The organism is Sphingomonas sp. 66-10 (assembly GCF_001897045.1).
GTDB lineage: Bacteria > Pseudomonadota > Alphaproteobacteria > Sphingomonadales > Sphingomonadaceae > Sphingomonas > Sphingomonas lycopersici.
Genome location: NZ_MKRR01000098.1, coordinates 133307 through 160065, shown reverse-complemented (window position 1 = coordinate 160065; position 26759 = coordinate 133307). Strand labels below are relative to the sequence as shown.

Sequence of the window (26759 nt, the reverse complement as noted above, 5' to 3'; positions counted from 1 at the left end):
TGCGACGCAATTCGCGGCGCTGGCGCAGGCGGTGGGGCGCGGGCCGGGCTGCCTATACGTCTATTCGGGGACGACGATGCTCTATGCCGCGACCGAGCGATGCCGCCTGTCGCGCTATATCGTCCCGGCGCACCTCAACCGGGCGCGCGAGAATGGCGCGACCGGCGCGGACCAGGCGGGGGAAGTGCGTCGCATCCTCGCTGCGCGCCCGGCGGTGGTGGTGATGCGCCCACCGTTCAACGGCGAGCGGCCCGAGATACGTGCGCTGGTCTCCGCCGCGGTGACGCGCGATTATCGTCTCGCCGATCGCTTGCCGATGGGGGACGAAACCATATCGGTCTATAAGCTGAGGCGGTGACGCGCGCCCAAAGTGGGGCGTTGGCGGGTGGCGCGGTATCCGGATGCGCCCTATCGTGAACCCGACCACAGGAAGCTGCCAATCACGGTCGAGCGCGCGTCCCACGGCGCCTCCCGCCGATGAGCCAGCGCAAGGACGGGATCGCATATGGACGGCAAGATCGCGCTGATCGAAGCGGGCGGCACCAAATTCATCGTCGGCGTCGGGGATTCGTCGCGCCAGATCCGCGCGCGGACCCGGATCGACACGACGCGCCCCGAAGAGACGATCCCCGCCGCGATCGACTGGCTCCGCGCGCACGGCGATGATTATGCCGCGGTCGGCATCGCGAGCTTCGGTCCGCTCGATCTCGATCCCGCTTCGCCCGACTGGGGGCATGTCACGCGCACCGCCAAGCCGCATTGGAGCGGGGCGGATATCGCCGGGCCGTTCGCGCGCGCCTTCGGCTGCCCGGTCGCGATCGATACCGACGTCAACGGCGCGGCGCTGGCCGAATGGCTGTGGGGCGCGGGGGCCGGGACCAATTCGACGCTCTATCTGACGGTCGGCACCGGGATCGGCGGCGGCGCGGTCTTGGGCGGGCATGTGATCCGCGGGCTCAGCCACCCCGAGATGGGGCATATCAGCATGCCGCGTCACCCGGACGATGCCGGGTTCACGGGGTCCTGCCCGTTCCATGGCGATTGCCTCGAAGGCCTCGCCGCGGGGCCGGCGATCGCCGCGCGCTGGGGAGCGTCGCTCTCCGATCTTGCGCCGGATCACCCGGCGCATCGCATCATCGCTTGGTATCTCGCGCAGGCAATCCGAAGCTTTCAGGCGATACTGCAGCCGGCGCGGATCATTCTCGGCGGCGGGGTGATGCAGACGCCGGGGCTGCTCGATCAGGTTCGCATTGCGGCCCGGGATGCCGGTGGCGGCTATTTTCCGGGGGAGGTGAGCGAGATCGTTACGCCTCCGGCGCTGGGCGGCGATGCCGGGTTGCTCGGTGCGCTCGCGCTGGCGCTCGGCCGGGAGCGCACGATCGGGTGAAGGGCGGCCGCGGGCGGCCGCGCGCTTCACTCGGCTCGTTCGGTCAAACGAAGCGAACGGACACCCGCGGACGGCGTCGCATTGCCGCGCCGACCGCGCCGAAGCCGAAGATCATCATCGCCCAGGTCGACGGTTCGGGGACCGACGCCAGATAATTGCGCATGATTTGCGCCGTGGACATGCTCCAGCCCGGGTTTTGCAAGACGTCTACGGCGACATCCCAGCCGATCGCATCGAACACAGCCAGGTCGTTCGCGGTCCAGACCCCGATCTGGCAATAATTGGCGGTCGGGTCCATCCCGCCGATTTGCGGTTCCAGTTCCTGGCCGCACATCGTGGAGCTGCCACGGATTCGTTCGGCGTCGCGCCAGTGCGAGGGTTGTCTGCCATCATCGCCCGGGGTGAAATAGGAATTGCCGAACAGCGGGTTCGCGCCGCCGTCGATCGAAAAATATGGCTTGCCGCCCCAGGTTATGTCCCACTCGCCGTCCTTATAGCGGAACATGTCAGCGTTGCTCGGGCGCGAATCGAGTGTGTTGCCATCCCTGACCCCGCTGGAGAATCCTAGCCCGTGCCCCAGTTCCTGAAGGACAACATTAAGAAAATCGAGCGCAACTCCCTGAATGCCGTCGCGGGTATCGTAATCATATTGATAACCGACGTTGTAGCTAGTGTAGGAATCAGCGCCGATGAGCGCCGTAATGAAGTCCGGGCCCTTATAGATGCCGAGTGCCTTCTGAACGGCCGGAGAAATTCCTACGGTACTGCTGGAGAAATTCGCTAGATTGGCGATAGCGACCGAATCAAGCGAGGTCTTTGCGTCGGCGATGATCGCAGCACGCCAATCGGTCTGCTTGGTGCTGATCGGAGAGGTCAATGCCAAACCCAGCGCACCGCTGGTGCTGCCGTTGACGACATTGACCTTCAAGTCGACGGTAATGTCATCCTTAAAGATTGATTCAAAGAACCACTTGGCGGCCTTGAAGTTAACATCATAAACGCTGCCGGGCGTAATCGTTCCTCCAGCGTCGATAATGTTGATAATAACCGCATCGGCACTGGTGGTGGAACCAAGCGCCAGCGCTGCGGCGGTGGCATATGCAAACGATCGACCCTTGTTCATCGAAACTCCCCTTTTGTTCAATCGCTATGGCCGCGCTGAATTATCCGGGCGGCAGATCGAATGTTGACGCGGTACTCAACTGCAGCATTGGGGAGCTTCATCGTATGGATCGTCGATTTTACATCCAGTAAAAAAATCGTAAATAAAAGCGAGGAGTAACAATCTATTACATTTTTAAAGTACACGAGAATATAATATTGCTGTTCAACAACTTGATGATTAACTTGCGGCCAAGTTCATGATATATATTACGGCTTGATCCATTTTGGTTCATTGGGCATCATGGAAGATAATGCCCAGCGTGTGCCGATTCCCGCTATGCAGGCGGCTCACACCGTGACGCATGTTGACGCGATAGCTGCCCCTGGCGCCTCTTACGGGGCGGTGGTGGACTGCGAAGGCGACGGCGTCGCCGTGCTGCAGCGAAACGACGTCGACCCGGCTCTGCATTCGCGGGCGCTGTTCGGTGAGGACGAATTCGCCGCCGGTGAAATCCTCGCCGGGTACGGAGAGCAAGATCGCGATCTGGATCGGAAAGACCAGCCCGCCGTAAAGATCCTGATGCAGGCAATTATAGTCGCCGGGTCCATATTGCAGCAGCAGCGGCGTCGGGCGGGTCTGGCCAGCGGCATGGCAGCGCGCGATATAATCGGCGTGATCGGCGGGGTAGGTCTGATCGATGCCCATTCGCTCGTTCCAGCGATTGGCGAGATCGGCGAACTGTGGGTAGATCGCTGTCCTCAACGCTTCGATCGGGGCGGGTAGCGGGTAGCTGAAATAACGATACTCCCCTCTGCCGAACCCATGCCGGGCCATGACAACCCGGCTGCGAAAGCGGCAGTCGTCGGAATAAAGTGCTGCGATCGTGCGGCATTCTTCCGGGGATAGCAATTGCGGCAGGATCGCGCTGCCCGTGTCGTCGACTTGGTGTGTGATCGCCGGCCAATCATAGGACAGGACCCGCGCCGCTGGGGATGAAAGCGGTGCGTCGGGAAGCGGGGCGGACAAAATTCGGGGCATAGTTTTCGCTGGTCCGATCGAGGGTGTTGCAGCGGTTGTGGCGCGCGTCGCGATCGGATGCGCCCCGTTCCTTGTTCTCAAATTCGGTCGCCGGCCGCGCTGATCGTTTCGGATCGCGGCTGCTCCACATCTCTGGCAGTGGCTATTGTGATGAAGCCAACATTAGCATAGCGTTTCGAGACTACATCGGGGATGCAATGTTCGCTCAACTGCTGACGCCGGACTATGCCCCGTTCGCGATCGCGTTCGTCGTCATGATCGGCATCGGGCTGATCGAGGCGATCGGGCTCGGTTTCGGGCATCTCGATCTCCACGGCGGAATCGATGCCGATGCGGACGGTGGATTGCTCGGCTGGCTCGGGCTGGGCCGCGAATTGCCGATCCTCATCTGGCTGACGTCATTGCTCGGCTGCTTTGCGCTCGTCGGCCTCGCGATCCAGCAGGTCGCCAGCGCCTTCACTGGTGCGCCGCTGCATTGGGGGCTGGCCGTCGGCAGCGCAGCCGTCGTCGGCAGCATGCTCAACACATTGGCGGCGAACGGGCTGGCGCGGATCATGCCGGGTTTTGAGACCTCCGCGATCACCACCGACGAATTGCTGCGCCGCCGCGGCACGATCCTCGAGGGCGCGGCGCGCCGCGGCAGCCCGGCGCGTGCCAAGGTCGTCGACCAGCATGGCCAGGCGCATTTCATCATGGTCGAGCCGCATCAGGACGAGGGCAGCATTGCCCAGGGCGAAACCGTGCTGCTCGTCCGGCGTGAGGGGAATATGTTTTTCGCGGTTCCCGATCGGGACCCGCTGCTCCGCTCAATCTGATTTGAGCAGCGCGTAACACCGGGGGAGTTTCATGCCTGAGTCACTGATCAACATTCTGATTTACGCCGCGATCGTCCTGTTCTCGCTGATCGTGATCGGGATCATCCTGACCCGGCTCTATCGCCGCGCGACCAAGGACGTGGCGCTGATCCGCACCGGTTTCGGTGGCGAGAAGGTAGTGCTCAACGGCGGCGTCATGGTCGTCCCCGTGCTGCACGAGTTGATGCAGGTGCGGCTGACGACGGTGAAGCTGGAGGTCTCGCGGCTCAACAAGGATGCGCTGATCACGCTCGACAAATTGCGCGTCGACGTGATCGGGCTGTTCCATATCAAGGTGAAGCCGGACATGCAGTCGATCGCCGCGGCGGCGCAGACGCTGGGCGATTCGGTCAACAATCCCGATGCGGTAAAGTCGCTGCTCGACGGCAAGCTGGTCTCCGCGTTGCGCTCGGTGGCGGCGACGATGACGATGGAGCATCTCCACGCCAATCGCGCCGATTTCATCCAGAAGGTGCAGGAAGCGCTGATGACCGATCTGGATATGAATGGCTTCCAGCTCGAATCGGTCAGCATCACTCATTTCGACCAGACTGCGTTCGAGCATTTCAACGAAAACAATGCGTTCGACGCCGAGGGCCTTACCGTGCTGACCCGCACGATCGAGGAGCGCAAGAAGGTCCGCAACGATATCGTCGCGACCAACCGGGTCGAGATCGAGCAGCGCAACCTCGAGGCGAACAAACAGTCGCTCGAGATCGCGCAAGCGGCGGAGCAGGCGCGGCTGACGCAGGAACAGACACTTGCCGCGCTGCGCGCCGAACAATCGACCGCGATCGCCACCGCCGAGGCCGAGCAGACTCGCGTTGCCGAGATCGCGCGGATCACCGCGATGCAGGCGCAGACCGTGGCGCAGACCGAGGCGGACAAGGTCACCCAGACCGCGAACATCAGTCGCGACGGCGCGATCCAGACCGCGACGATCGAGCGCGATCGCAACATCGAGCTCGCGCGCATCACCACTGCGGTGCAGACCGCGCAAAAGTCCGAGGAGGAATCGAAGGCGATCGCCGCGGCCAATGAGGCGCGCGCGCTTGCGGTTCGCGCGGAGGAAAGCGTCGCCACCGCCAAGGCGACCGAAATCGCCAACCGCAACAAGAACGTCGCGGTGATCGCCGCGACCCAGCGTGCGCAGGAGGAAGCGGTCGGGATCACCGTCGCCGCCGGCGCCGAAAAGGAAGCGGCCGAGGCGCGCGCGATCGCGCTCAAGACCGAGGCGACCGCCGAATCCGAGGCCGAGAAGGTCCGTGCCGAGGGGCGCGAGGCAGCGTTCAAGGTCGATGCGGCGGGGCAGGCGCTGCTCAACGAGGCGATCAACCTGCGCAGCGACGCGCAGACCGCGTTGCTGATCCGCCAGGCGATGCTCGAGGCGCTGCCGGGGATCATCGCTGCGGCGAGCAAGCCGATGGAGAATATCGACAAAATCAGCATCGTCGACGCGCGCGGGCTGCACGGCGAGGGTGCGAGCGACGGTGAGGGAGCCAACGGCCAGGCCAATCTGGCCGACGCGGCGGTGGCGGCGGCGATGCGCTATCGCGTCGGCGGGCCGCTGATCGATGCGCTGATGAGCGAACTCGGCATGAGCGGCACGTCGCTCAACGGGATGCTTGCCGGCGCGACCGCAGCGACCGGTGCCGGCGCGAACGGCGCGGTGCCGGCGACGGTGCGCGAGGGCGATACGCCGCGGTGAGAAGGCAGACGATGCCGGCGGCGATCACGCTGCCGGCATCGTCCGAAATTTCGTGCGCTGAATCGGAGCGCCGGCGCGCTACGCGCGCGTCAGCCTCGTCATCAGTACCTCGCGGCGCAGCGTGAACCCGAGCGCCTCATAGAGCGCGATCGCCCCGGTGTTCGCGGCATAGGCGTGGAGGAACGGCGTCTCGCCGCGGCCGAGAATGCGTGTCGCGACGTGCCGCATCAGTGCGCCGGCATAGCCGCGGCCGCGATGATCCGGGTGAGTGCAAACGCCGCTCACCTCGGTGAAGCCGTCGGGCTTCATCCGCTCGCCGGCCATCGCGATCAATTCGCCGTCGATCTTCACCCCGACGAAATCGCCGAGCTGGTGAGTGCGCGCGAAGAACGGGCCGGGTTCAGTGAGCGCGGTGAGCGCGCGCATCGCGGGCGCGTCGGCCTCGCTCAACGGGACGATCGCGAAATCGACGCGCGGCCCCGGCGTCAGTTGCGGCGCGACCATCTGGACGCCGAGATCCTGCGACACGACCGCCACGCCCGGAATCCGGGCGGGCGGATCGGCTTCGAGCAGCGCGACATCGCCCTGTTCCGCGATCAGGTCGACAAGCCCCGCGAGGCTGGCATCCGATTGGTCCGCGACCGCCGCAAAGACGCCGTAAGCGAGATCGTACCGCCGCGCGCCGCCGCGGACGATCGCAAAGGGCGAATGGCGGCCATTGAGCGCGGACCAAGCGCAGCGATCGAGCGGATGCGGGGCTGTCATGCCACTGTCGTAGCGTTGTTCACGACGGTTGGTCGAGATCGCAATATCAGGTTGCCGGAGCTTAACTTGCCGACGCTCGCGCGATCGTGTGCCCGACGAAGCCCGACGGTTTCATCTTGCGCTCGTCGTCCGACGGCGGCGTGGCAAAGATGCCCCACCGGGCAAGCCGGTCGCCCAGCGAAATGCTCGAGGTGAGCGAGATCAGCCAGGGGGACGCGAGCAGCCCCGCGATCACCGGCGACAGCCAAAGCCCAAGAACCGGATCGAACACCCCCACGACGATGAACGCTGCGGCAAGCGCCAAATGTTCGCGCACCTTGGGCAATACCTCGCGCAACGGGATGCCGGCGGTTTCGCGGCTCTGCACCGACCAGTTCGACGGAATGCCGAGCAACAGCCCGATCATCGCCTTGGTCTGGGTCACCATCGTCACCGGCGCGAGCAGGATCGCGAGCAGGATTTCGAGAACCGCCGATTTGGCGACCGCCGCCGCGCCGCCGAAGCTGCGCCGCCGCTCGCGATCCGCCAGCACCCAGATGACCCCCAGCGCCTTGAGCCCGAACAGGCAGAGCAAGGTCACCACGAGCACCGCCGCGGGCGGCCCCTCGACGATCGCGTCATGCACGCCGAGCAATCGTTGCGCGATCTCGGCGAGGATCAGCAGCAGCCACGCGGGCGAGGTGAGATAGGCGGACGCACCGATCAGCAGATGCAAGCGGCTCGTCCAGTGGAATCCAGCCGAATCGAGCAGCCGCAGGTGCTGGAGATTGCCCTGCGCCCAGCGGCGATCGCGAATCGCGTGGTCGATGATCGTCGGGGGGAATTCCTCATAGCTGCCGTTGATCATCACCATATGCACCGACCAGCCACGCCGGCGCAGCAGCGCCGCCTCGACCATATCGTGGCTCTGGATCAGCCCACCGAACGGCGGCGCACCGGGAAGATCGGGCAGCCCGCAGCATTCGGCGAAGGCACGGGTGCGGATGATCGCATTATGCCCCCAGAAATTAGCCTCGGAGCCCGACCACCACACCAGCCCGGCCGAGGAGATCGGGCCATAGGCACAGGTCGCGAACTGCATCCAGCGCTGGAACAGAGTGCGCGCATTGATGATCATCGGCACGGTCTGCAACAGCCCGACGGTCGGCTTGCTTTCCATGATCGCAGCCATGCCCAGCATCGCGCTGCCGCTCATCAGGCTGTCGGCATCGAGCACGATCATCTGCTCATAGGCGCCGCCGAACCGGCGCACCCATTCGGCGACGTTGCCCGGCTTCTTGCCGACATTTTGGATGCGCCGACGATAATAGACCGGGATCGGCGCGGTCGGGGCGAGTTTCGCCCAGGTGGCCTCCTCCAGCTTGCCGTGCAACTCGCTCGAATCGCTGAGGATGAAGAAATCGAAGAAGGTCGCGCCGCCGGCATCGGCGACCGATTGCGTCATCGCGGCGACCCGGCCGAAGGTGGCCTCGATGCTCTCGTTATGCACCGGCATCAGGATCGCGGTGCGGTGGCGCAACGTGCCGGCCGGCCGCGGAATCGGCGCGAAGCCGGGGTGGTCCCCGGTGATCAGGTTGATGAACCCGACCAGCCCGCTGACGAAGCCGAACGCGATCCAACTCACCAGCGGCAGGAACAGCGCGAGCAACAGCACATCGAGCACGCCGATGCCGTCCTCGCTGAGCGCGACGCGCATCCCGGTGGAGGCATACATGCCAAGCACCGCGGTCGCGACGATCAGCAGCAGGCGCTTGGCGAGCAGCCCCGGCGGGACGGTGCGCGTCTCGATCGTGCCGGGGGGATTACCGTGGAAGCGTTGCTCGGGCATCGCGAGCGGCGCCTCCGGGGGGAGGGGGGCGGGACGCATCATGACGATAAAGGCTCGATCAGGGTTTCGGAGAGGGCGGAGTTGTTGTGGCGGAGGAATAGCCGAAGATCTTTCGGATTGCTCGCGTCGGTGCGGATATCGAGGGTGACGCGCCAGCGGCCGCTCTGGCGCGCAAGCGGATAAGCGGCCACCGCCAGCAGCGCCGGCTTGGCGACGTTGACGACCGCCTCGACCCCGCTCTGGCGATCGAGCCCGGCCAGCGCCTTGCCCTCGAAATCGACGACATATTTGCGCGCGCCGGGGATCGTGTCGCCGCCGGGAATGCCCGCCGCGCCGCTCCAATTATCCACCACGCGCGCGGCATTGCCGTCGAACGGATCCTGCGACATCCAGCGCAGCCGATAGGCGAAATCGCGGCGCTCGCCGGCGCGGGCCGGCTGGTCGCTGTGCCAGAAGGCGACGATATTGTCGTTGGTCTCGCTGTCGGTCGGCATCTCGTACAGCAGTACCGAGCCTTTCCCCCAATCCCCGACCGGCTCGATCCACAGGCTCGGGCGGCGGTCGTAGAAGGCGCCGTCGTCCTGATAATCGGCGAAACGCTGGTCGCGCTGGATCAGGCCGAAGCCTTTGACGCCGTCGGCGCGGAAGCTGACGGTGCGCGGGTGCGGCGGATTGGCGAGCGGGCGCCAGATGCGCTCGCCGCTGCCGGACCAGATCGCCAGCCCGTCCGAATCGTGGATTTCGGGCCGCCAGTCGGTCGCGACGCGGCGATCGTTCTGATCGTACCAGAACATGCTCGTCGCGGGCGCGATCCCCAGCCGGCGGATGTCGCGCCGGAAGAACAGCGACGATCGCACCGCCTGGGTGACGCCCTCCGGCGTCAGCGCGCAATCGAACGCGAAGGCGCCGGTCACGCTCGCCCCGTCGAGCAGCGCGTGGACCCGCAGCCGCCCGGGCGAGGCGGCCTCGATCCAGAATTCGGTGAAAGACGGGAATTCCTCCGGGCCGTCGAGCCCGGTATCGACCGCAATGCCGCGCGCCGAAAGGCCATATTGGTCCTGCGGCCCCACCGCGCGGAAATAGGAGGCGCCGAGAAAGGCGAGCCAGTCGCCGGCCAGATTGGGGTTGAGCACGCGAAAGCCCGCCGGATCGGTCGCGTTGTTACCGGCGAACAGCCCATTTGCCGCGAGCAGCGGGCGTGCCATCCCGCCTTCGACGAGGTTGAGCGCGACCGCCTCGCGCGCGAGATGCGTCACCGGCATCAGCCGCACGAACCCCGCCAGCCGTTCCGCCGCGCCATAAGCGCGTTGCGTCGCGGCGTCGAAATTGGGCGCGAAATCGGGCGCGTGCGGGCGCGGGACATAGCGGCGCCCGGCGAGCGCCTGCGCGCGTGCGACCAGCACGTCCCACGAAAAGGGCGTCGCCGGCCCGAATTTGGGCGGGCGACCGGCCGCCGCGGCGCTTTGCGCAGCGACCATTGCGCCGGCCAGAAGCGCGAGGCTGGACCGCCGTGAAATGCCTGTCGTGCTGTTCAAATCCGTACCGCTATTAGTCAGATGTAATTCCTCTTACGGCAAGCGCGCGCAAAAACGCCGCAGCCTCTAACGGCTTACGGCGTATCCCGACCGGCTCAGCGCAGCCCGGTGATGACGCGCATGCCGGGTTTCAGCATGTCCGACGCCACCTCGCTGTTGCGCCCGTCGCTGCCGCCGCGGGTGACGGGGACGCGTTGCGGCGTGCCGTCGCTGCCGGTGACATAGACGGCCTCGCCGCGCACCACGCCCGGTGGGCGCGCGGCATCGCTCGCCCGCCCGAAGCGCAATGCGCTGTCCGGCACGACCAGTGCATCGCGGTGCATCCCGAGATCGATCTGCACCGTGACGGCGGTTCCAACCCGCAACGCGCCACCCGGGTTCCCCAGCTCGAGCGCGATGCCGACCGGGGTGCTGTCGACGGATATGGGGGCCGATGCGCTGCGTGCCAATGCCGGCGGCGCGGCGGTTTCGGTCAGCCGGAGGATCGGCGCGGAAACCGCTTTCCCCGGCGCGACGGTGACGATCGCGCGTACCGCGCGCGCGGCGCGCAGCCGCTGCGCCTGGGCGCGATCGGTGGCGATATCGAGGCGCAGCCGGGTATAGGGCTCGGCGATCGCGAACAGATGCTGCCCGGGATTGGCGCCGACGCGCTGGCCGATCGCGACGAAGCGTCGCGAGACCACCCCGGCGACGGGGGCGCGGATATCCGCCGAGGCGAGTTGCGCCTCCCGTTCGCTCAGCGCGGTGCGCGCGGCGGCGAGTTCCACCTGCGCGGTATCGACCGCATCGGCGGCGCGTCGCGCGGCATCCTGCGCGGCGGTCATTTCGCGATCGGATGGGACACTGCCGCCCGAGCGCCGGCGCACGCGTTGATAAAGCCCCAGCCGCGCGTCGACATCCGCTTTCGTCGCCTGCGCCTTGGCCAGCGCCGCCTGCCGCGTGTCGAGCAGTTCCCGCGCTGCGGCGATCGCTTCCCGCAGCGGCGCCGGATCGAGCCGGGCGAGGATATCACCCGCGTTCACCGGCTGGTTGTCCGCGACCGGGATCGCGCGGATCACGCCTTCCTGCCCGGCATCGACGAGATGCACCGCGACGGGTTGCAGCCGCCCGCTGCCGAACAGTTTCAGCGGGATGTCGACGCGCGTGACCGGCTCAGAGGCATATTCGGTCGCCAGCCCGCCGCTCACGAACCGGCCGACGAGAACGATCAGCACGACCCCGGCGAGCCCGATCGAAAGCCACCTTATCCACCAGCCCCACGACCCGCCGGGCTTGGTGCCGAGGAACTCGTCGACCGATGTGCCGGCGGGCGGATCGGGGCTGTCAGGGGCGTCGGTCATTCGCCCCCGGCTCCCAGCTTCCGCCCAGCGCCGTGAACAGGTCGATCAGCGCGGCGGCGCGATCCGCTGCCGCGCCGACCCGCTCGTCGCGCACCCCGAGCAAGGCACGCTCGGCACTCTGCAGCGCGACATGATCGGTCAGCCCCTCGCGATATTGCTTCCGCGCAAGGACGGCGAGCTGCTCGGCTTCGTCGACCGCCTTTTCCAGCGCGGCTTCGCGCGCCTTGGCGGCGGCGAACGCCGTCTGCGCATTCTCGACCTCCTCCAGCGTTTGCAGCACCACCTCCTTGTACGCGGCGACCGCGCCGTTCGAGCCGCCGCCCCATATTTTGCCACGCCCGACGCGTTGCGCGGCGAGTTGCACGTCGGCGCGGCGATTGATCAGGTCGGACGGGGCGCCAACGGTAACCTCCGCCGGCCCCACCGGGACCGGCGCGATCGGCGCGAGCTGGTCGCGGAGCGCGGCGGGGAGCTGCCCGGTCAGCACCGCGATCCGCGCCGCATCCGCCGCGATCGCCGCTTCGAGCACGGGAATGCCGGCCGCGACACGATCGCTATCGGCCGCGATCTGCAGCGCATCGAGCGGGGTGACGAGCTTGGCCTCTTCGCGGAATCGCGCGATCGCCTGATCGTCCTGCCGCGCGGCGAGATAGGCGCGGATATTCTCGATCTTCGCCTGCCGCGTGCGGAGCGCGACATAGCTGCGCGCGATCGCCGCCTCGGTGGCGATGCGCTTTACCGTTTGTTGATAGCCGGTCTTGCCGTTCGCCGCGGAATCGGCTGCGCCGACGCGCTCGATCAGACTGTTGAGCAGCGGATCATCGAAATGCCGCCACCATTGGGCGAGGTTCTCGGCCTGAGCGGGCGGTTGCGCGGTCGAATCGGTCGAATAACGGTCCGGCAGCCCGAGGTCCGCGAGCGTGACCGGGCGCCCGCCCGACGCGCCTTCGCATCCGGACAATCCCAGCATCGCCGCGGCGCACAACATTGCTGTCCTAGCTACGCCCATTCACATCCCGATACGTTAACCACAATACATGTTGCGGACCCCGAACGATCGACGTGCGAGGGCGTTGCGGCCGTTTCTTCAAATCGAACGGCGTTTCTTGCGGGTGTCTTTAAAATGCAAGTGCTGCGCGCCTTGCTGACGCAGAACCGCGCCCGTGAGGCTTGCGCTCTCCTCGGTTCTTCTGGGCTGGCGAGAAAGCGGGCAGGTGCCTGATTTCAGCGGAAATCGCGGCGTTGCGCGATGTCCGTCAGGCTGCAAGGTGGCTCCCCGAGTTGGATTCGAACCAACGGCCGCTCGATTAACAGTCGAGAGCTCTACCGCTGAGCTATCGGGGAATGCCTTGCGGGAGGCGCGTCTATAGCCGGCCGTTTCAGAGATGCAACCCCCGTTTCGCGATGATTTTCACGCGATGAACTGTTCCATCGTAATTCGGTCGTCGAGCGCATGTTCGGGATCGAACAGCAAGGTCAGTTCGCGCGCGCGGTCCATCGCAATATCCACCTGTGCGACATCGCGAATCTCGCGCTGATCGGCCACCGCGGAGACCGGGCGCTTGCCGGGTTCGAGGATGCGCAGCGAGACGCGCGCGCGATCGGGCAGGATCGCGCCGCGCCAGCGCCGCGGGCGGAACGCGCTGATCGGGGTGAGCGCGAGCATCGCCGAGCCGAGCGGCAGGATCGGGCCGTGCGCGGAAAGATTATAGGCGGTCGAGCCGGCGGGGGTGGCGACGAGGATGCCGTCGCAGGCCAGTTCCTCCAGCACGATGCGATCGTTGACCGTCACCTCGATCTTCGCGGTCTGCCGCGTTTCGCGCAGCAGCGACACCTCGTTGATCGCGGGGAGCGCGTGGATGCGGCCGTCGATCCCCGTCGCAGTCATCATCAGCGGCGTCACCTTGAACGCGCGCGCGCGATCGAGCCGGTCGTCGAGTCCGTGCCGGCGCCATTCGTTCATCAGGAACCCGATCGTGCCGAGGTTCATCCCGAACACGGGGGGCGGGGGGCGGCGCGCCTCGAGCATCGCGTGGAGCGTCTGGAGCAGGAAACCGTCGCCGCCCAATGCAATGACCAGATCGGCCTCGTCGATCGGGCACCAATCCCATGCGTCGCGCAATTCGGCGCGCGCGGCCTGCGCCTGGGCGGTGGGCGAGGCGACCAGCGCCCGCCGAAGATAGCTGGTCATCCGCCGGTCACGCTCATGTGGCGCGATACCGCGGGAGCGCCGCCGCGCGCGATGCGGAAATCGTGCGCCTGCGGCTTGGCGGCGATCGCCGCATCGATCGCGGCATCGAGCCCGGCGATTCCGCCGGTGCGCAGCGCGGTCTTGAGGTCGGCGTGATCGTCATGACCGAGGCACGAGAACAGCCGCCCTTCGGTGGTCAGCCGCACGCGGTTGCAGCCGTCGCAGAAATTGTTGGTGAGCGGGGAGATCAGCCCGAGCCGGGTCTTGCTGTCGCCGACGCGCCAGTAACGCGCCGGACCGCCGGTGCTGCCGGCATCGCGCGCCAGCTCGCGGTGCGCGGCGAGGCGCTCGAACACCGCCGACAGCGGGACGAAGCGATCGGCGCGATCCTCATCGATCGTGCCGAGCGGCATCGTCTCGATCAGCGTCAGATCGAGTCCTTCGGCGACGCACCAGTCGAGCATCGCGGGAATCTCGTCCTCGTTGAGCCCCTTGAGCGCAACCATGTTGATCTTGACGCGCAACCCGGCGGCCTGTGCGGCGGCGATGCCGGCGAGCACCTGCGCGACGTCGCCGTGCCGCGTGATATAGCGGAAGCGCTCGGGATCACGGCTGTCGAGGCTGACGTTGATGCGCCGCACCCCCGCATCGAACAGCGCATCGGCGTGATCGGCGAGCCGCGTGGCATTGGTGGTCAGCGTCAGTTCGTCGAGCCCGTTCCCGACATGCCCGCCGAGCCTTTGCACCAGATCGGTCACGTCGCGGCGCACCAAAGGCTCGCCGCCGGTCAAACGGATCTTGCGTACCCCGCGCGCGATGAAGCGCTCGGCGATGATCGCGATTTCGTCCAGCGTCAGCACCTGCGCGCGCGGCAGGAAGGTCATCTTCTCCGCCATGCAATAGCGGCAGCGCAGATCGCAGCGATCGGTGACCGAGACACGCAAATAGCGGATCGTGCGGCCGAAGCCGTCGACAAGCGCACCGGGCGCGGAAGGAGCGGGGGCCGCGGTCATCTTCGTCCATAGAGCTAGGCGCTCCGACCCGGTGCGGCAAGCCTCAACTCCCCTTCCTGGTCGGGAGGGGAGTGCAAAAGAACCGGTCCCGAAATGACTCATATCGGGACGTGCGTGACGATTGGCGCGGCGGCGGCGGAGCGCTAACACAGGCGCCGATGCCGGCCTTTACTACACCGACCTATACGATTGCCATCGCGCCCGACGCGGCGCGCGCGGCGCTTGAGCCGCTCCTCGCCGCCGCCGGCTGGGTAAGCACGGACACCGCGCCGCTCGTCCGGCTGGTCGACGCGCGCCGCGAGATGACGACGCTGGCGGCGCTGGCCGGGGTCGCGTTCGAGGAACAATCGGGGCTGCTCGCGATCGTCACGAACGATGCCGCGCGTGACACGGCCTATGATGCGGGTGCGACGCATGCGGTGGTGGGCGACGAGCCCGCGGCGTTGCTGCGCTCGCTGCGCTTCGCCGGGCGTCACGCGCGGCGCGTGCGGCGTCAGGCGCGCGCGCGACGGATCGACGAGGCGGCGCCGGGCGAGGTGGCGCGTTTCCTCGCCGCGCGCGCGGCGGACGGCACCGCGCTGGCGATGATCGCGATCCGCCTGACGCGGTTCGATATCGTCAATGCGGCATTCGGGCGCTCGACCGGCGATGCGTTGCTCGCGGCGGCGTTCGCGCGGATCGTCGAGGCATTGTCGCCGGTCGCGCCGAGGGATCGCCAGATCGCCCGCGGCGACGGCGCGTTGTTCGAGATCGCGCTTGCGGCGGACGAGGCGGCGCTGGCGACGGTGGTGGCGGCGATCGAGACCGCGCTGGCGCGGCCGTTCGATACCGGCGACGCGATGGTCAATCTCGGCGCGCGGATCGGGGTCGCACGCGCGGCGAACGGCGGCCAGGTCGACGATCTGCCGACCCGCGCGCGCGAGGCGCTGGAGCCGGCACGCGACGGCGGCGCGGTGCGCCAGGCGGCCCGCTCGCATGCCGCACCGCTCGCCCGGCTCGCCGCCGATCTGCATCGCGCGATCGAGCGCCAGGAGATTGCGATCCTGTTCCAGCCGCAGGTGACGCTGGCCTCGGGGGCGATCACCGGGGTCGAGGCGCTGGCGCGCTGGGATCATCCGATGCTCGGTATCCTGGGGGCGGAGACGTTGTTCGCCGCCGCTGACCGCGCCGATCTCGGGGCGGCGCTGTCGGAACATATCCTGATGCGCGCGCTGGGCGCCGCGTCTGACTGGCCGGCGACGCTCGCGGAACTGCGCATCTCGGTCAACGTCACCGCGGCCGATGTCGCGCGGCCCGATTTCGTTGCGCGCTTCCTCGATCATGTCGCGGAAAGCGGTATCGCGCGCGCGCGCGTCACCGCCGAGATCACCGAGACGGGGCTGATCGGCGACCTCGACGTGGCCGCCGCCGCGCTGGGGGCGTTGCGCGAGCAGGAGGTGCGCGTCGCGATCGACGATTTCGGCACCGGTTATTCGAGCCTCGCCTATCTCAAGGCGCTGCCGCTCGATTACCTCAAGATCGACCGCAGCCTGACGCGCGACATCGCCGGATCGGCGCGCGACCGGGTGATCGTCCGCGGGGTGATCGCGATGGCGCATGCGCTGGGGCTCGCGACGATCGCCGAGGGAGTGGAAACCGCGATGGAGCGCGATCTGCTCGCGGGCGAGGGATGCGATCTCTACCAGGGCTATCTCTGCGCCGGCGCGCTCGACAGCGCGGGGCTCGCCGCGCTGGTCGCGGGCTGGACGCTCAACCCGCGGCCTTCGCCAGCCCTTTCGACAATTGCAGCGCACCGTTGAGCCGCGCATCGGCGTCAGCCCATGAACGCGTCAGCGCGAATTTCGAGTCCGGCCTGAGCTTGGCGATCGCCCCCAGCCGCTGAACATAAGCGAGCAGCCCCTCGACATTGGGCGGACGATCGTCGTGGAAGGTGACCAGCGCGCCCTTCGGCCCGATATCCATCTTCGCGACGCACGCCTTTTTGGCGTTCATCTTGATCTCGATCACGCGGATGAGATTTTCGGTTGCGTCGGGAAGCGCGCCGAAACGGTCGATCATCTCGGCGGCGAACGCCTCCAGCGCCTGTTTGTCGTCGAGCTCGTTGAGCCGGCGATAGAGCCCCATGCGCAGATCGAGATCGGGGACATAGTCCTCGGGGATCAGGATCGGCGCGTCGACGGTGATCTGCGGCGAGAAATCGCGCTTGCGTTCGGCGAGCCCGCCCGCCTTGGCGTCGAGGATCGCCTCCTCCAGCATCGACTGGTAAAGTTCGTAGCCGACTTCCTTGATATGCCCTGATTGTTCGTCGCCGAGCAGATTGCCCGCGCCGCGGATATCGAGATCGTGGCTGGCGAGCTGGAAACCGGCGCCGAGCGAATCGAGATCGGACAATACCTTGAGACGCTTTTCCGCCGCATCGGTCATCTGCCGTTCGGGCGGGGTGACGAGATAGGCATAGGCGCGCGTCTTGGAGCGCCCCACGCGGCCGCGCAGCTGATAGAGCTGCGCCAGCCCGAAGCGATCTGCGCGGTTGACGATCATCGTATTGGCGGAAGGGATGTCGATCCCGCTCTCGATGATCGAGGTGGAGACAAGCACCTCGAACTTCTTGTCGTAGAACGCTGACATGCGCTCCTCGACCTCGCCCGCCGCCATCTGGCCGTGCGCGATGACATAGCGGATCTCGGGCACCTCGTTGCGCAGATACTCCTCGATATCGGGGAGATCGGCGATGCGCGGGGTGACGAGGAAGCTCTGCCCGCCGCGATAATGTTCGCGCAGCAACGCCTCGCGCAGCACCACCGGATCCCACGGCATGACATAGGTGCGCACTGCGAGGCGGTCGACCGGCGGGGTCTGGATCACCGACAATTCGCGCAGGCCCGACATCGCCATCTGCAAGGTGCGCGGGATCGGGGTGGCGGTGAGGGTGAGGACGTGGACGTCGCTCTTGAGCGCCTTCAACCGCTCCTTGTGGGTGACGCCGAAACGCTGCTCCTCGTCGACGATGACGAGCCCGAGCCGCTTGAACTCCACCCCCTTCGCCAGCACCGCATGCGTGCCGATGATGATATCGAGATCGCCCGAGGCGAGCCGCTCGCGGGTCGTTTTCGCCTCATTGGCCGAGACGAGGCGGGAGAGGCGCCCGATATTGATCGGGAAGCCCTCGAAGCGCGCGACGAAATTCTGGTAATGCTGGCGCGCGAGCAATGTGGTGGGGCACACGACCGCGACCTGCATCCCGGCCATTGCCGCGACGAACGCCGCGCGCAGCGCCACCTCGGTCTTGCCGAAGCCGACATCGCCGACGATCAGCCGATCCATCGGCTTGCCGGCGGAAAGATCGGCCAGCACATCCTCGATCGCGCGATCCTGATCGTCGGTTTCCTCATAAGGGAAGCGATCGACGAAGGTCGGGAAGCCGTTGCTGTCGGGTTCGGCCACCTCGCCGGTGCGCAGCGCACGTTCGGCGGCGACCGCGATCAGCTCGCCGGCGATCTCGCGGATGCGCTCCTTCATCCGCGCCTTGCGGCGCTGCCACGCCTCGCCGCCGAGCTTGTCGAGCGCAGCGCCTTCCTCGCTTGACCCGTAGCGCGACAGGACTTCGAGATTTTCGACCGGAACGTAGAGCTTGTCGCCGCCGGCATAGGTCAGCGCGACGCAATCGTGCGGCGCGTTGCCGACCGGGATCGAGGTCAGCCCCTCATAGCGGCCGATGCCGTGATCGACGTGGACGACGAGATCGCCCGGCGAGAGCGTCGCCAGCTCGGCGAGAAAGGCATCGGCGGACTTGCGGCGCTTCTGGCGACGGACGAGGCGGTCGCCGAGCATGTCCTGCTCGGTGAGCAACCCGACGCGCGGCGCGGTGAAGCCATGATCGAGCGGCAGGACGATCAGCGCGACCTGCGTCTCGCCGACCCCCAAAGCTTCCTGCCACGTTTCGACCGGCTTGGCGCCGTTCAGCCCGTGATCCTTGAGCAGATTGCCGAGCCGGTCGCGCGCGCCGACCGAATAGCTTGCCAGCACCGGGGTCCGGCCGTCCTTGCGCAGCTTGGCAAGGTGCGCGACCACCGCCTCATAGACATTGGTGCCGGCGGCGCGCTCCGGGGCGAAATCGCGTGCGCCATCGACCCCGAAATCGACCACGCTGGCGGATTCGGGCTCGTGAAAGGAGGTGGTGAGATGCGCGGTCGCCGCGTCGAGCCCCGCGCGCCATTCGGTATCGTCGAGATAGAGCGTCTTGGCGGTCAGCGCGCGATAACTGCCGGGCTGGGCGGCCTCGGCGCGTTTGCGGTTCTCGTAATAATCGGCGATCGCCTCAAGTCGCGCCTCGGCGGCGGCGGTGACCCCGCTGTCGCGGATCACCAGCGCATCCTCGCCGAGATGATCGAAGATGCTCGCCAGCTTCTCCTCGAACAAGGGCAGCCAATGTTCCATCCCGGCGAGCCGTCGCCCGTCGCTCACCGCCTGATAAAGCGGATCGCCGGTCGCGGTCGCGCCGAAGGTCTCGCGATAGCGGGTGCGGAAGCGCTTGATGCTCTCGTCATCGAGCAAGGCTTCGGAGGCGGGGAGCAGGGTGAAGCCGTCGATCCGCCCGGTGGTACGCTGGTCGGCGGGGTCGAAGGTGCGGACGCTCTCGATCTCGTCGCCGAAGAAATCGAGCCGCAACGCCTGTTCCTCGCCGCTCGGGAACAGATCGACGATCCCGCCGCGAATCGCATATTCGCCCGCGTCATGCACCGTGTCGGTGCGGACATAGCCATTGGCCTGCAGCAGCGCGGCAAGCCGTTCGCGGCTGATCCGCTCGCCCGGCTTGAGATTGGCGACGAGCTGGCGGATGCGGAACGGGGTGAGCGTGCGCTGGGTCGCGGCATTGGCGGTGGTGAGGACGAGCTGCGCGCCGCGCGGTTTCTGCTGCAGCCGGTGGAGCGCGCCGATCCGCTCGGCCATCACGCGCAGGGTGGGGGAGGCGCGGTCGTAGGGCAGGCAATCCCACGCCGGGAATTCCACCACCTCCAGCTCGGGCGCGAAGAACGGCGCGGTGGCGGCGATCGCGCGCATCGCCGCCTCGTCGGGCGCGATGAACACCGCCCGCCGCGGCGCCGCACGCGCGAGATCGGCGAGCAGCGACGGCAGGAAACCCGCAGGGACGCCCGCAAGCGTCAGCGGGGAGGTGGCGGCGAGGATCTGCTTGAGTTCGGGCATCTATTTCCTGCCCTCGCGCGGGAGGGCTAACTTGTTCCCCTCCCTGGAAGGGAGGGGTTAGGGGTGGGTTGGTGTGGGGGGCACCGGTCCGCATCCTCGCGGGCCAACCCACCCCCGCCCCCTCCCTTCCAGGGAGGGGAGGAACGTCACTTCGGCACCTGCACGTAATTCAGCGCGCGCATCGCGTGCATCATCGCGCCATCCCATTGCGGCGGGCAGGGGATTGAGCCGATCGCCCAACCCATGATGTCGACATCCTGTTCCTCGAGCAGAGTTTCGAACCAGTCGAGTTCTGCCGCGCTCCAGCCGGCGTGATGCGCGTCGAAAAAACCGCCGATCATCAGATCGGCTTCGCGCGTGCCGCGATGCCAGGCGCGGAACCTCAGGCGTTTGAGGCGGATTTCGTGGTCCATCCGGACTCCAATGACAAAATGGCCGGCAGCATCGAAATGCCGTCGGCTTTCTGGAAAAGTCGTTCCTTCCGTGGGCTTCGCAAGCTCGACCCGAACGGTTAGGGCTGTGCACAGATAACCATGCGACCCGATATCCTCAATCCGTTGTTCGCCGAGGTGACCGCGTTGAAGGGCGTGGGGCCGGCGCTCGCCAAGCCGCTCGAGCGGCTGGGGATCGCGCGCGTCGTCGATCTGCTATTCCATTTGCCGACCGGGTGGATCGATCGCCTGCCGCGCACTAGGCTCGATGCGAGCGACGCGGGGCGGACGATCGCGATCACGCTCACCCCGCGCGATATCCGCAGCACCGGCTCGGCGCGCGCGCCGACGCGGGTGCAGGCGGCCGATGCGGCGGGGAATATCGTCAGCCTGGTCTATTTCGGCGGCTCCTCCGGTTGGGTGAAGAAGCTCTATCCGCTCGGCACCTCGGTGCGGATTTCGGGCAAGCTCGAAACCTATGGCCAGGAGCTTCAGATCATCCACCCCGATATCGAGGGCGACGAGGGATTCCGCGAGCGCGAGCCGATCTATCCTTTGTCCGAAGGGATCACCTCGCGCCGGCTCGCCGGGCTGGTCGAGCAGGCGCTGGCGCGGGCGCCCGATCTCCCCGAGTGGATCGACGCGGGGCTGAAGGCCAAGCGCCAATGGCCCGGCTGGAAGGAGGCAATCACCCGCATCCACACCGATCCGGCCGATCAGGCGGCGCGGACCCGGCTTGGCTATGACGAGGTGTTCGCCAACCAGCTCGCGCTGATGCTGGTGCGCGCCGATACGCGGCGGCGGCGCGGGCGCGCGTTGAAAGGCGACGGGCGGCTGCGCGACCAGCTCAAGCTGCCTTATGCGCTGACGGGGGCACAGGCGCGGACCGCCGCCGAAATCGAGGGCGATCTGGTGCAGGAGGCGCCGATGCTGCGCTTGCTGCAGGGCGACGTCGGCTCGGGCAAGACATTGGTCGCCGCGCTGGCCTTGCTGATCGCGGTCGAGGCGGGCGCGCAGGGGGCGATGCTCGCGCCGACCGAAATCCTCGCGCGGCAGCATTATGAGACGTTGCGTCGCACGCTCGCCGGGTTGCCGGTGGAGATTGCCGTGCTCACCGGGCGCGACAAAGGGCGCGCGCGCGAGGCGACCTTGATGGGGCTGGCGGACGGCTCGATCGATATCCTCGTCGGCACGCATGCGATCTTCCAGGAAGCGGTGGGGTATCGCGATCTCGCGCTGGTGGTGGTCGACGAGCAGCACCGCTTCGGGGTCGCCGAGCGGATGGCCTTGTCGGCGAAGGGCCGCGTCACCCCGCATCTGCTGGCGATGACCGCGACCCCGATCCCGCGCACGCTGACGCTCGCGCAATATGGCGAGATGGATCAGAGCCGGCTCGACGAAATGCCCCCCGGCCGCGAGCCGGTCGAAACGCGGGTGATCAGCGAGGAGCGGGTCGACGAAGTGGTCGCCGCGCTCGGCCGGCATCTTGCCGAGGGGAAGCAGGCCTATTGGGTTTGTCCGTTGGTCGAGGAGAGCGAGAAGGTCGATCTCGCCGCCGCCGAGGCGCGCGCCGCGGCGCTCGCCGCGCATTTCGGCGATCGCGTCGGGCTGGTCCACGGCAAGATGCGCGGCCCCGAAAAGGACGCGGTGATGGCCGCCTTCGCCGCGGGCCGCCACGGCGTGCTGGTCGCGACGACGGTGATCGAGGTGGGGGTCGACGTGCCCAATGCCACCTTGATCGTGATCGAACATGCCGATCGCTTCGGGCTGGCGCAGCTCCACCAGTTGCGCGGGCGGGTCGGGCGCGGCGGGGGGCATTCGATGTGCCTGTTGCTGCGCGGTAATGCCTTGTCCGAAACCTCGCGCGCGCGGCTCGCGCTGATGCGCGAGACCAATGACGGTTTCCGCATCGCCGAAGAGGATCTGAGGCTGCGCGGCGGGGGCGAGTTGCTCGGCACGCGCCAGTCGGGGGAGGCGGGGTTCCGGCTCGTCGCGCCCGAGCAGCTCGGCGCCTTGCTCCCGCCCGCGACCGACGATGCGCGGCTGCTGATCGACCGCGACGGCGGGCTCGACGCCGACCGCGGGCAGGCCGCCCGCACCGCGCTCTATCTGTTCGAGCGCGATGCCGGGGTGGCGTTATTGCGGTCCGGGTGAGCCGGCGGGGGGCAGGTCGCCCTCCCATTTCGCGACCACCGCGCTAGCCACCGCATTGCCGATCACGTTGGTCGCCGTCCGCCCCATGTCGAGGAAGTGGTCGACCGCGAGGATCAGCAACAGCCCCGCCTCGGGGATATGGAACATCGGCAAGGTCGCCGCGATCACGACGAGGCTCGCACGCGGCACCCCGGCGATCCCCTTCGAGGTGACCATCAGCACCAGCAGCATCGTGATCTGCGTTTCGATCGGCAGATGGATGCCATAGGCCTGCGCGATGAACAGAGAGGCGAACCCCATATAGATCATCGAGCCGTCGAGGTTGAACGAATAGCCGAGCGGCAGCACGAAGCTCGCGACGCGCGGCGGGACGCCGAACCGCTCGAGCGCCTCGAGCATCCGCGGATAGGCGGCCTCGGATGAAGCGGTGGAGAAAGCGACCAGCAACGGCTCGCGCACCTGCCGCGTCAGGTCGACGATCCGCCGCCCGATGAACAAGGCGCCGATCCCGAGCAGGATCGCCCAGAGGATCAACAGCGAGAGATAGAAGCTGCCCATGAAATAGGCGAGCTGGCCGATCACCTTCGGCCCGCGCTCGGTGAGTGTCCCGGCGACCGCGGCGAACACCGCGAAGGGGGCGAAGCGCATCACATAATCGGTGATCTGGAGCATCACATGCACCAGCGCGTCGATCGCGCGGACCAGGGGCTCGGCCTTTTCCCCGACCGCGGTGATCGCCACCCCGACGAAGATCGAGAGGATCACGATCTGCAGGATCTCATTCTTCGCCATCGCGTCGACCATCGAGGTCGGGAAGATATGCGAGATGAAATCCTTGAGGTTGAACGCGCCGGTTTCGACCCCCGTCGCCGCGCTCGCCGCCGGGAGCGTCAGATGCACCCCGACCCCCGGCTGGAACAGATTGACCAGCAGGAGCCCGAGTCCGAGCGACAACAGGCTGGCGCCGATGAACCACCCGAGGCTGCGGATACCGATCCGGCCCAGCGCCTTGGTATCCCCCATCTGCGCGATCCCCGCGACGAGCGTGGAGAAAACCAGCGGGGCGATGATCATCTTGATCAGCCGCAGGAAGATCGCGGTGACGATCGAGAAATAGCCCGCGATCTCCTCGAGCCGGGCCTGCGCCGGCGCCGAGCCGTCGCCGATCGCCATATTGAGCGCCAGCCCGACCACCAGGCCCAGCAACAACGCGATGAAGATATAGGTGGTCAGCCTCTTGCCCATATGCCCTCCCGATATGTGCCGCGGAGGCAAAGGGGATTGCTGCCGCGCGGTCAAGCGCCGTATCGCTTCGTCATGACGATCCATCGTTTTCTGCCGACGCGCCGTGGCCTGCTCGGGGCCGCTGCTTTGCTGCCGCTCGCGAGCTTTGCGGGGGTGCTCCGCGCCGCCGAGCCGGATCTGGCCGGGCTGGGCGACATGACCCGCGCGGTGAAGCCGGTCGACGCCGCGGAGCGCGCGGCGCGGCTCGCCCGCGCACAAGCGCTGATGCAACGCCACGGCATCGGCGCGGTGCTGATCGAGCCCGGATCGAGCATGATCTATTTCACCGGGGTGATGTGGCATCGCAGCGAGCGGCTGACCGCGGCGATCATCCCGGCGGAGGGCGAGCCGTGCATCGTCGCCCCGTTCTTCGAGGAACCGTCGGTGCGCGAGACGCTCGCCGTCCCGGCCGAGGTGCGGGTGTGGCAGGAGGATCAGAACCCGCTCGCGGTGGTCGCCGGGTTCCTCAAGGATCGCAAGCTCGCTGGCCGGCCGGTCGGCATAGAGGAAACCGCGCGTTTCTTCGCCTTCGACGGGTTGGCCCGGGCGTTGCCTGGGGTGAAGCTCGTCTCCGCCAATCCGATCGTGCGCGGCTGCCGGATGATCAAGACCCCGGCGGAGATCGCGCTGATGCAGGCAGCGACCGACGTGACGATCGCCGCGTACCGCTGGGTCCACCCGCGGGTCGAAAAGGGCATGACCGGCGGCGAGATCGGCGCGCTGATGACTGCGGCGACGCGCCGGCTGGGCGGCGATGTCGAATTCTCGATGGCGCTGGTCGGCGAAGCCTCGGCCTATCCGCACGGCAGCCGCGAGGTGCATCGCGTCGCCGAAGGCGAAGTGGTGCTGATGGATTGCGGCTGCACGGTGCAGGGCTATCAGTCCGACGTGTCGCGTACCTGGGTTCACGGCAGCGCGAGCGCGGCGCAGCGCAAGGTGTGGGATCAGGTCGCGCAAGGGCAGCGCATTGCGCTCGCCGCGGCGCGGATCGGCGCGCCGGCGGGGTCGGTCGACGACGCGGTGCGCGCGCTTTACGAGAAATATGGCTATGGCCCGGGGTATAAGCTCCCCGGCCTGTCGCATCGCACCGGGCACGGCATCGGGCTCGATGGGCATGAGCCGGTCAATCTGGTCCACGGCGAGACGACCCCGCTCGCCGCGGGCATGTGCTTCTCGAACGAGCCGGGGCTCTATCTGCCCGGCAAATTCGGGGTGCGGCTGGAGGATTGCTTCCATATGACCCCGGAAGGCCCGCGCTGGTTCAGCACGCCGCCCGCCTCGATCGAGACGCCCGTCTAGGTAGTTCGTCATACCGGGCTGGACCCGGCATCCAGAGCCAAGAACCTCATCGCCCGTTGCTCTGGATGCCGGATCAAGCCCGGCATGACGATAATAGGTGATGGGAATCGCTTTAGAGCGAATGTCGATCCGACCTAGACAGTTAAGTCGTGTTCCGATTATGTTCCGGCGATGATTGAAGTCGCTGCCATCGCGCTTGTCGCGCTCGTCGTCGGTCTGGCGATCGGCTGGTTCGTCGCGCGCCGCGAGGTTGCGGCGCTGCAGGCAGAGCGCGACCAGCGCACCGAGGAATTCAAGCGCGCAATCGTCGATCTCGCCGCCGCGAGCGAACGTGCCAAGGCGGCCGAGGGACTGCGCGCGGAACTGGAGACGATGCGCCGCGAGCGCGACGAGGCGCGTACCGAAGTCACCCGGCGCGAGACCGAGGCGGCGGCGTTTGAGACGCGGCTCGCCGAGTTCAAGGCGGCGAAGGATGATCTGGCCGGCCGTTTCCGTGAGGTCGCGGGCAATCTGCTCGGCGAGGCGCAGAAGGCGTTCCTCGAACGCGCCGACGAACGCTTCCGCCAGTCGGAGGAAAGCGCGGGGCAGGGGCTGCGCGCCTTGCTCCAGCCGGTCACCGAGCGGTTGCAGCGCTACGAGGAGGGCGTGGCCAAGGTCGAGGCCGAGCGGCGCGACGCGTTCGGCACCCTCTACGGCCAGATCGAGGCGATGCGCGTCGGGCAGGAATCGGTGCGCGCGGAGGCGCAGAAGCTGGTCAACGCGCTGCGCGCCGCGCCCAAGGCGCGCGGACGCTGGGGCGAGCAGCAATTGCGCAACGTGCTCGAGACCTGCGGGCTCGCCGAACATACCGATTTCGCGCTCGAGGTGAGCGTCACCGGCGACGACGGCGAGCGGCTGCGCCCCGATGCGGTGGTGCGCGTGCCGGGCGGCAAATCTTTGGTGATCGATGCCAAAGTGTCGCTCAACGCCTATCAGGACGCATTCGCCGCGGTCGACGAGCAGGAGCGCCAGATCGGGCTGACCGCGCATGCCAACGCGATGCGCGCGCACGTCAACACCTTGGGCGCGAAAGCTTATTGGAGCCAGTTCCCCGATGCGCCGGATTACGTCATCATGTTCGTGCCGGGCGAGCATTTCCTCTCCGCCGCGCTCGAACACGATCCGACCCTATGGGATGCGGCGTTCGACAAGCGCGTGCTGCTGGCGACCCCGACCAATCTGATCGCGATCGCGCGCACCGTCTCGGCGGTGTGGCGGCAGGAGCGGCTGGCGACCGAGGCGCGGCAGATCGGTGCGCTGGGCAAGGAATTGTACGACCGGCTCGCCAAGGCGGTCGGCGATCTGCGCGTCGTCGGGAGCGGGCTCAACACAGCGGTGAAGAATTACAACGGCTTCGTCGCGAGCTTCGAATCGCGCGCGCTGGTGAGCGCGCGCAAGCTGCGCGACCTCAATATCGAGCCCGGCGCGCGCGAGATCGAGACGATCTCCCCGGTCGAGTTGCTCGCGGGGCATGCCGAGGACGAGAGCGAGCGGCCGCTGATCGCGGAGTGAGCCCGCCCGTCATCCCGCCTTGAGCCGGGATCCATTGTGCCTCGGGCGTTTCGGCCAGAACCTCTTGCTTC

General features: G+C 67.2%; 18 protein-coding genes, 1 tRNA gene and 3 pseudogenes. 8 read left to right on the top strand and 14 right to left on the bottom strand.

The genetic code is table 11. From position 1 onward, the window contains the following. Both BGN95_RS09450 and BGN95_RS09445 read left to right on the top strand, forming a co-directional pair. Window positions 1-358 (top strand): annotated as a pseudogene (locus BGN95_RS09450) (hypothetical protein); the annotation flags it as partial. Window positions 359-505: 147 nt separating this feature from the next. Beyond that, window positions 506-1387: an ROK family protein gene (locus BGN95_RS09445; protein ID WP_286772472.1), complete on the top strand. Its 882-nt coding sequence runs from the start codon at window positions 506-508 to the stop codon at window positions 1385-1387. A 43-nt stretch (window positions 1388-1430) separates the two neighbouring features. Here BGN95_RS09445 and BGN95_RS27240 read toward each other — a convergent pair. From BGN95_RS27240 to BGN95_RS09435, 3 genes and pseudogenes are all read right to left on the bottom strand, one after another. After that, a pseudogene (locus BGN95_RS27240) lies at window positions 1431-1535 on the bottom strand (PEPxxWA-CTERM sorting domain-containing protein); the annotation flags it as partial. An 81-nt stretch (window positions 1536-1616) separates the two neighbouring features. Further along, window positions 1617-2510: pseudogene (locus BGN95_RS09440) on the bottom strand (NF038122 family metalloprotease); the annotation flags it as partial. A 270-nt stretch (window positions 2511-2780) separates the two neighbouring features. Continuing rightward, window positions 2781-3530, bottom strand: coding sequence for a 2OG-Fe(II) oxygenase (locus BGN95_RS09435; protein WP_286772470.1), 750 nt, complete (start codon window positions 3528-3530; stop codon window positions 2781-2783). Between the two features lie 197 nt (window positions 3531-3727). Here BGN95_RS09435 and BGN95_RS09430 point away from each other — a divergent pair, with 197 nt between their 5' ends. Further along, entirely contained in the window at window positions 3728-4345 is a 618-nt protein-coding gene (locus BGN95_RS09430) for an OB-fold-containig protein (RefSeq protein ID WP_265268290.1), read from the top strand. Window positions 4346-4376: 31 nt separating this feature from the next. Then, window positions 4377-6092, top strand: a complete 1716-nt coding sequence (locus BGN95_RS09425; protein ID WP_265268291.1) for a flotillin family protein — start codon at window positions 4377-4379, stop codon at window positions 6090-6092. A gap of 78 nt (window positions 6093-6170) precedes the next feature. Here BGN95_RS09425 and BGN95_RS09420 read toward each other — a convergent pair whose 3' ends face one another. The 8 genes from BGN95_RS09420 to moaA all read right to left on the bottom strand — a co-directional run bounded on the left by BGN95_RS09420 (window position 6171) and on the right by moaA (window position 14764). Then, window positions 6171-6857 carry a GNAT family N-acetyltransferase gene (locus tag BGN95_RS09420; protein ID WP_286772469.1) on the bottom strand — a complete coding sequence of 229 codons (687 nt, stop codon included), beginning with the start codon at window positions 6855-6857 and terminating at the stop codon, window positions 6171-6173. Between the two features lie 61 nt (window positions 6858-6918). After that, on the bottom strand, window positions 6919-8724 hold the full coding sequence (gene mdoH / locus BGN95_RS09415) for a glucans biosynthesis glucosyltransferase MdoH (RefSeq protein WP_353744688.1): 1806 nt from the start codon (window positions 8722-8724) through the stop codon (window positions 6919-6921). Next, a complete protein-coding gene (locus tag BGN95_RS09410) occupies window positions 8724-10163 on the bottom strand; it encodes an OpgD/OpgG family glucan biosynthesis protein (protein ID WP_265312309.1) in 1440 nt (479 codons plus the stop codon). Before BGN95_RS09410 ends, mdoH begins: the two co-directional genes overlap by 1 nt. Window positions 10164-10315: 152 nt before the next feature. After that, the gene (locus BGN95_RS09405) at window positions 10316-11560 is read right to left on the bottom strand and encodes an efflux RND transporter periplasmic adaptor subunit (RefSeq protein ID WP_286772467.1); all 1245 of its coding nucleotides are present in this window, start codon (window positions 11558-11560) and stop codon (window positions 10316-10318) included. Continuing rightward, the gene (locus tag BGN95_RS09400) at window positions 11544-12548 is read right to left on the bottom strand and encodes a TolC family protein (RefSeq protein WP_286772466.1); all 1005 of its coding nucleotides are present in this window, start codon (window positions 12546-12548) and stop codon (window positions 11544-11546) included. Before BGN95_RS09400 ends, BGN95_RS09405 begins: the two co-directional genes overlap by 17 nt. A 281-nt stretch (window positions 12549-12829) precedes the next feature. Then, window positions 12830-12904: transfer RNA gene (locus tag BGN95_RS09395), tRNA-Asn, on the bottom strand. A gap of 67 nt (window positions 12905-12971) precedes the next feature. Next, window positions 12972-13751, bottom strand: a complete 780-nt coding sequence (locus tag BGN95_RS09390; RefSeq protein WP_179511834.1) for an NAD kinase — start codon at window positions 13749-13751, stop codon at window positions 12972-12974. After that, entirely contained in the window at window positions 13748-14764 is a 1017-nt protein-coding gene (moaA, locus tag BGN95_RS09385) for a GTP 3',8-cyclase MoaA (protein ID WP_265312171.1), read from the bottom strand. The genes BGN95_RS09390 and moaA overlap by 4 nt, the downstream gene beginning before the upstream one ends. Window positions 14765-14922: 158 nt before the next feature. Between moaA and BGN95_RS09380 the strand changes: the two genes are divergently transcribed. Continuing rightward, window positions 14923-16563, top strand: coding sequence for a GGDEF domain-containing phosphodiesterase (locus tag BGN95_RS09380; protein ID WP_286772465.1), 1641 nt, complete (start codon window positions 14923-14925; stop codon window positions 16561-16563). On the opposite strand, the gene mfd is transcribed toward BGN95_RS09380, so the two are convergent. Then, window positions 16514-19969, bottom strand: a complete 3456-nt coding sequence (mfd, locus tag BGN95_RS09375) for a transcription-repair coupling factor (RefSeq protein WP_286772464.1) — start codon at window positions 19967-19969, stop codon at window positions 16514-16516. The two genes, BGN95_RS09380 and mfd, sit on opposite strands and share 50 nt — an antisense overlap. A 146-nt stretch (window positions 19970-20115) precedes the next feature. After that, window positions 20116-20382 (bottom strand): FAD assembly factor SdhE, encoded by a 267-nt coding sequence (locus tag BGN95_RS09370; protein WP_179511830.1) that lies wholly within the window; start codon window positions 20380-20382, stop codon window positions 20116-20118. Window positions 20383-20502: 120 nt separating this feature from the next. Between BGN95_RS09370 and recG the strand changes: the two genes are divergently transcribed. Beyond that, window positions 20503-22554 (top strand): ATP-dependent DNA helicase RecG, encoded by a 2052-nt coding sequence (recG, locus tag BGN95_RS09365; protein ID WP_286772463.1) that lies wholly within the window; start codon window positions 20503-20505, stop codon window positions 22552-22554. On the opposite strand, the gene BGN95_RS09360 is transcribed toward recG, so the two are convergent. Further along, window positions 22537-23799: a dicarboxylate/amino acid:cation symporter gene (locus tag BGN95_RS09360; RefSeq protein ID WP_179511828.1), complete on the bottom strand. Its 1263-nt coding sequence runs from the start codon at window positions 23797-23799 to the stop codon at window positions 22537-22539. The two genes, recG and BGN95_RS09360, sit on opposite strands and share 18 nt — an antisense overlap. A 72-nt stretch (window positions 23800-23871) precedes the next feature. On the opposite strand from BGN95_RS09360, the gene BGN95_RS09355 reads away from it, so the two are divergent. Next, complete coding sequence (locus tag BGN95_RS09355) at window positions 23872-25137, top strand: M24 family metallopeptidase (protein ID WP_265312167.1); 1266 nt, start codon at window positions 23872-23874, stop codon at window positions 25135-25137. A gap of 171 nt (window positions 25138-25308) precedes the next feature. Then, window positions 25309-26688: a DNA recombination protein RmuC gene (locus tag BGN95_RS09350; protein ID WP_265312166.1), complete on the top strand. Its 1380-nt coding sequence runs from the start codon at window positions 25309-25311 to the stop codon at window positions 26686-26688. The last annotated feature ends 71 nt before the right edge of the window (window positions 26689-26759 follow it).

Bases quoted from the DNA above. Each gene is read 5' to 3' on its own strand.
- BGN95_RS09445 (WP_286772472.1), top strand. From the start codon at position 506: ATGGACGGCAAGATCGCGCTGATCGAAGCGGGCGGCACCAAATTCATC.
- BGN95_RS09435 (WP_286772470.1), bottom strand. From the start codon at position 3,530: ATGCCCCGAATTTTGTCCGCCCCGCTTCCCGACGCACCGCTTTCATCC.
- BGN95_RS09430 (WP_265268290.1), top strand. From the start codon at position 3,728: ATGTTCGCTCAACTGCTGACGCCGGACTATGCCCCGTTCGCGATCGCG.
- BGN95_RS09425 (WP_265268291.1), top strand. From the start codon at position 4,377: ATGCCTGAGTCACTGATCAACATTCTGATTTACGCCGCGATCGTCCTG.
- BGN95_RS09420 (WP_286772469.1), bottom strand. From the start codon at position 6,857: ATGACAGCCCCGCATCCGCTCGATCGCTGCGCTTGGTCCGCGCTCAAT.
- mdoH (WP_353744688.1), bottom strand. From the start codon at position 8,724: ATGCGTCCCGCCCCCCTCCCCCCGGAGGCGCCGCTCGCGATGCCCGAG.
- BGN95_RS09410 (WP_265312309.1), bottom strand. From the start codon at position 10,163: ATGGTCGCTGCGCAAAGCGCCGCGGCGGCCGGTCGCCCGCCCAAATTC.
- BGN95_RS09405 (WP_286772467.1), bottom strand. From the start codon at position 11,560: ATGACCGACGCCCCTGACAGCCCCGATCCGCCCGCCGGCACATCGGTC.
- BGN95_RS09400 (WP_286772466.1), bottom strand. From the start codon at position 12,548: ATGTTGTGCGCCGCGGCGATGCTGGGATTGTCCGGATGCGAAGGCGCG.
- BGN95_RS09390 (WP_179511834.1), bottom strand. From the start codon at position 13,751: ATGACCAGCTATCTTCGGCGGGCGCTGGTCGCCTCGCCCACCGCCCAG.
- moaA (WP_265312171.1), bottom strand. From the start codon at position 14,764: ATGACCGCGGCCCCCGCTCCTTCCGCGCCCGGTGCGCTTGTCGACGGC.
- BGN95_RS09380 (WP_286772465.1), top strand. From the start codon at position 14,923: ATGCCGGCCTTTACTACACCGACCTATACGATTGCCATCGCGCCCGAC.
- mfd (WP_286772464.1), bottom strand. From the start codon at position 19,969: ATGCCCGAACTCAAGCAGATCCTCGCCGCCACCTCCCCGCTGACGCTT.
- BGN95_RS09370 (WP_179511830.1), bottom strand. From the start codon at position 20,382: ATGGACCACGAAATCCGCCTCAAACGCCTGAGGTTCCGCGCCTGGCAT.
- recG (WP_286772463.1), top strand. From the start codon at position 20,503: ATGCGACCCGATATCCTCAATCCGTTGTTCGCCGAGGTGACCGCGTTG.
- BGN95_RS09360 (WP_179511828.1), bottom strand. From the start codon at position 23,799: ATGGGCAAGAGGCTGACCACCTATATCTTCATCGCGTTGTTGCTGGGC.
- BGN95_RS09355 (WP_265312167.1), top strand. From the start codon at position 23,872: ATGACGATCCATCGTTTTCTGCCGACGCGCCGTGGCCTGCTCGGGGCC.
- BGN95_RS09350 (WP_265312166.1), top strand. From the start codon at position 25,309: ATGATTGAAGTCGCTGCCATCGCGCTTGTCGCGCTCGTCGTCGGTCTG.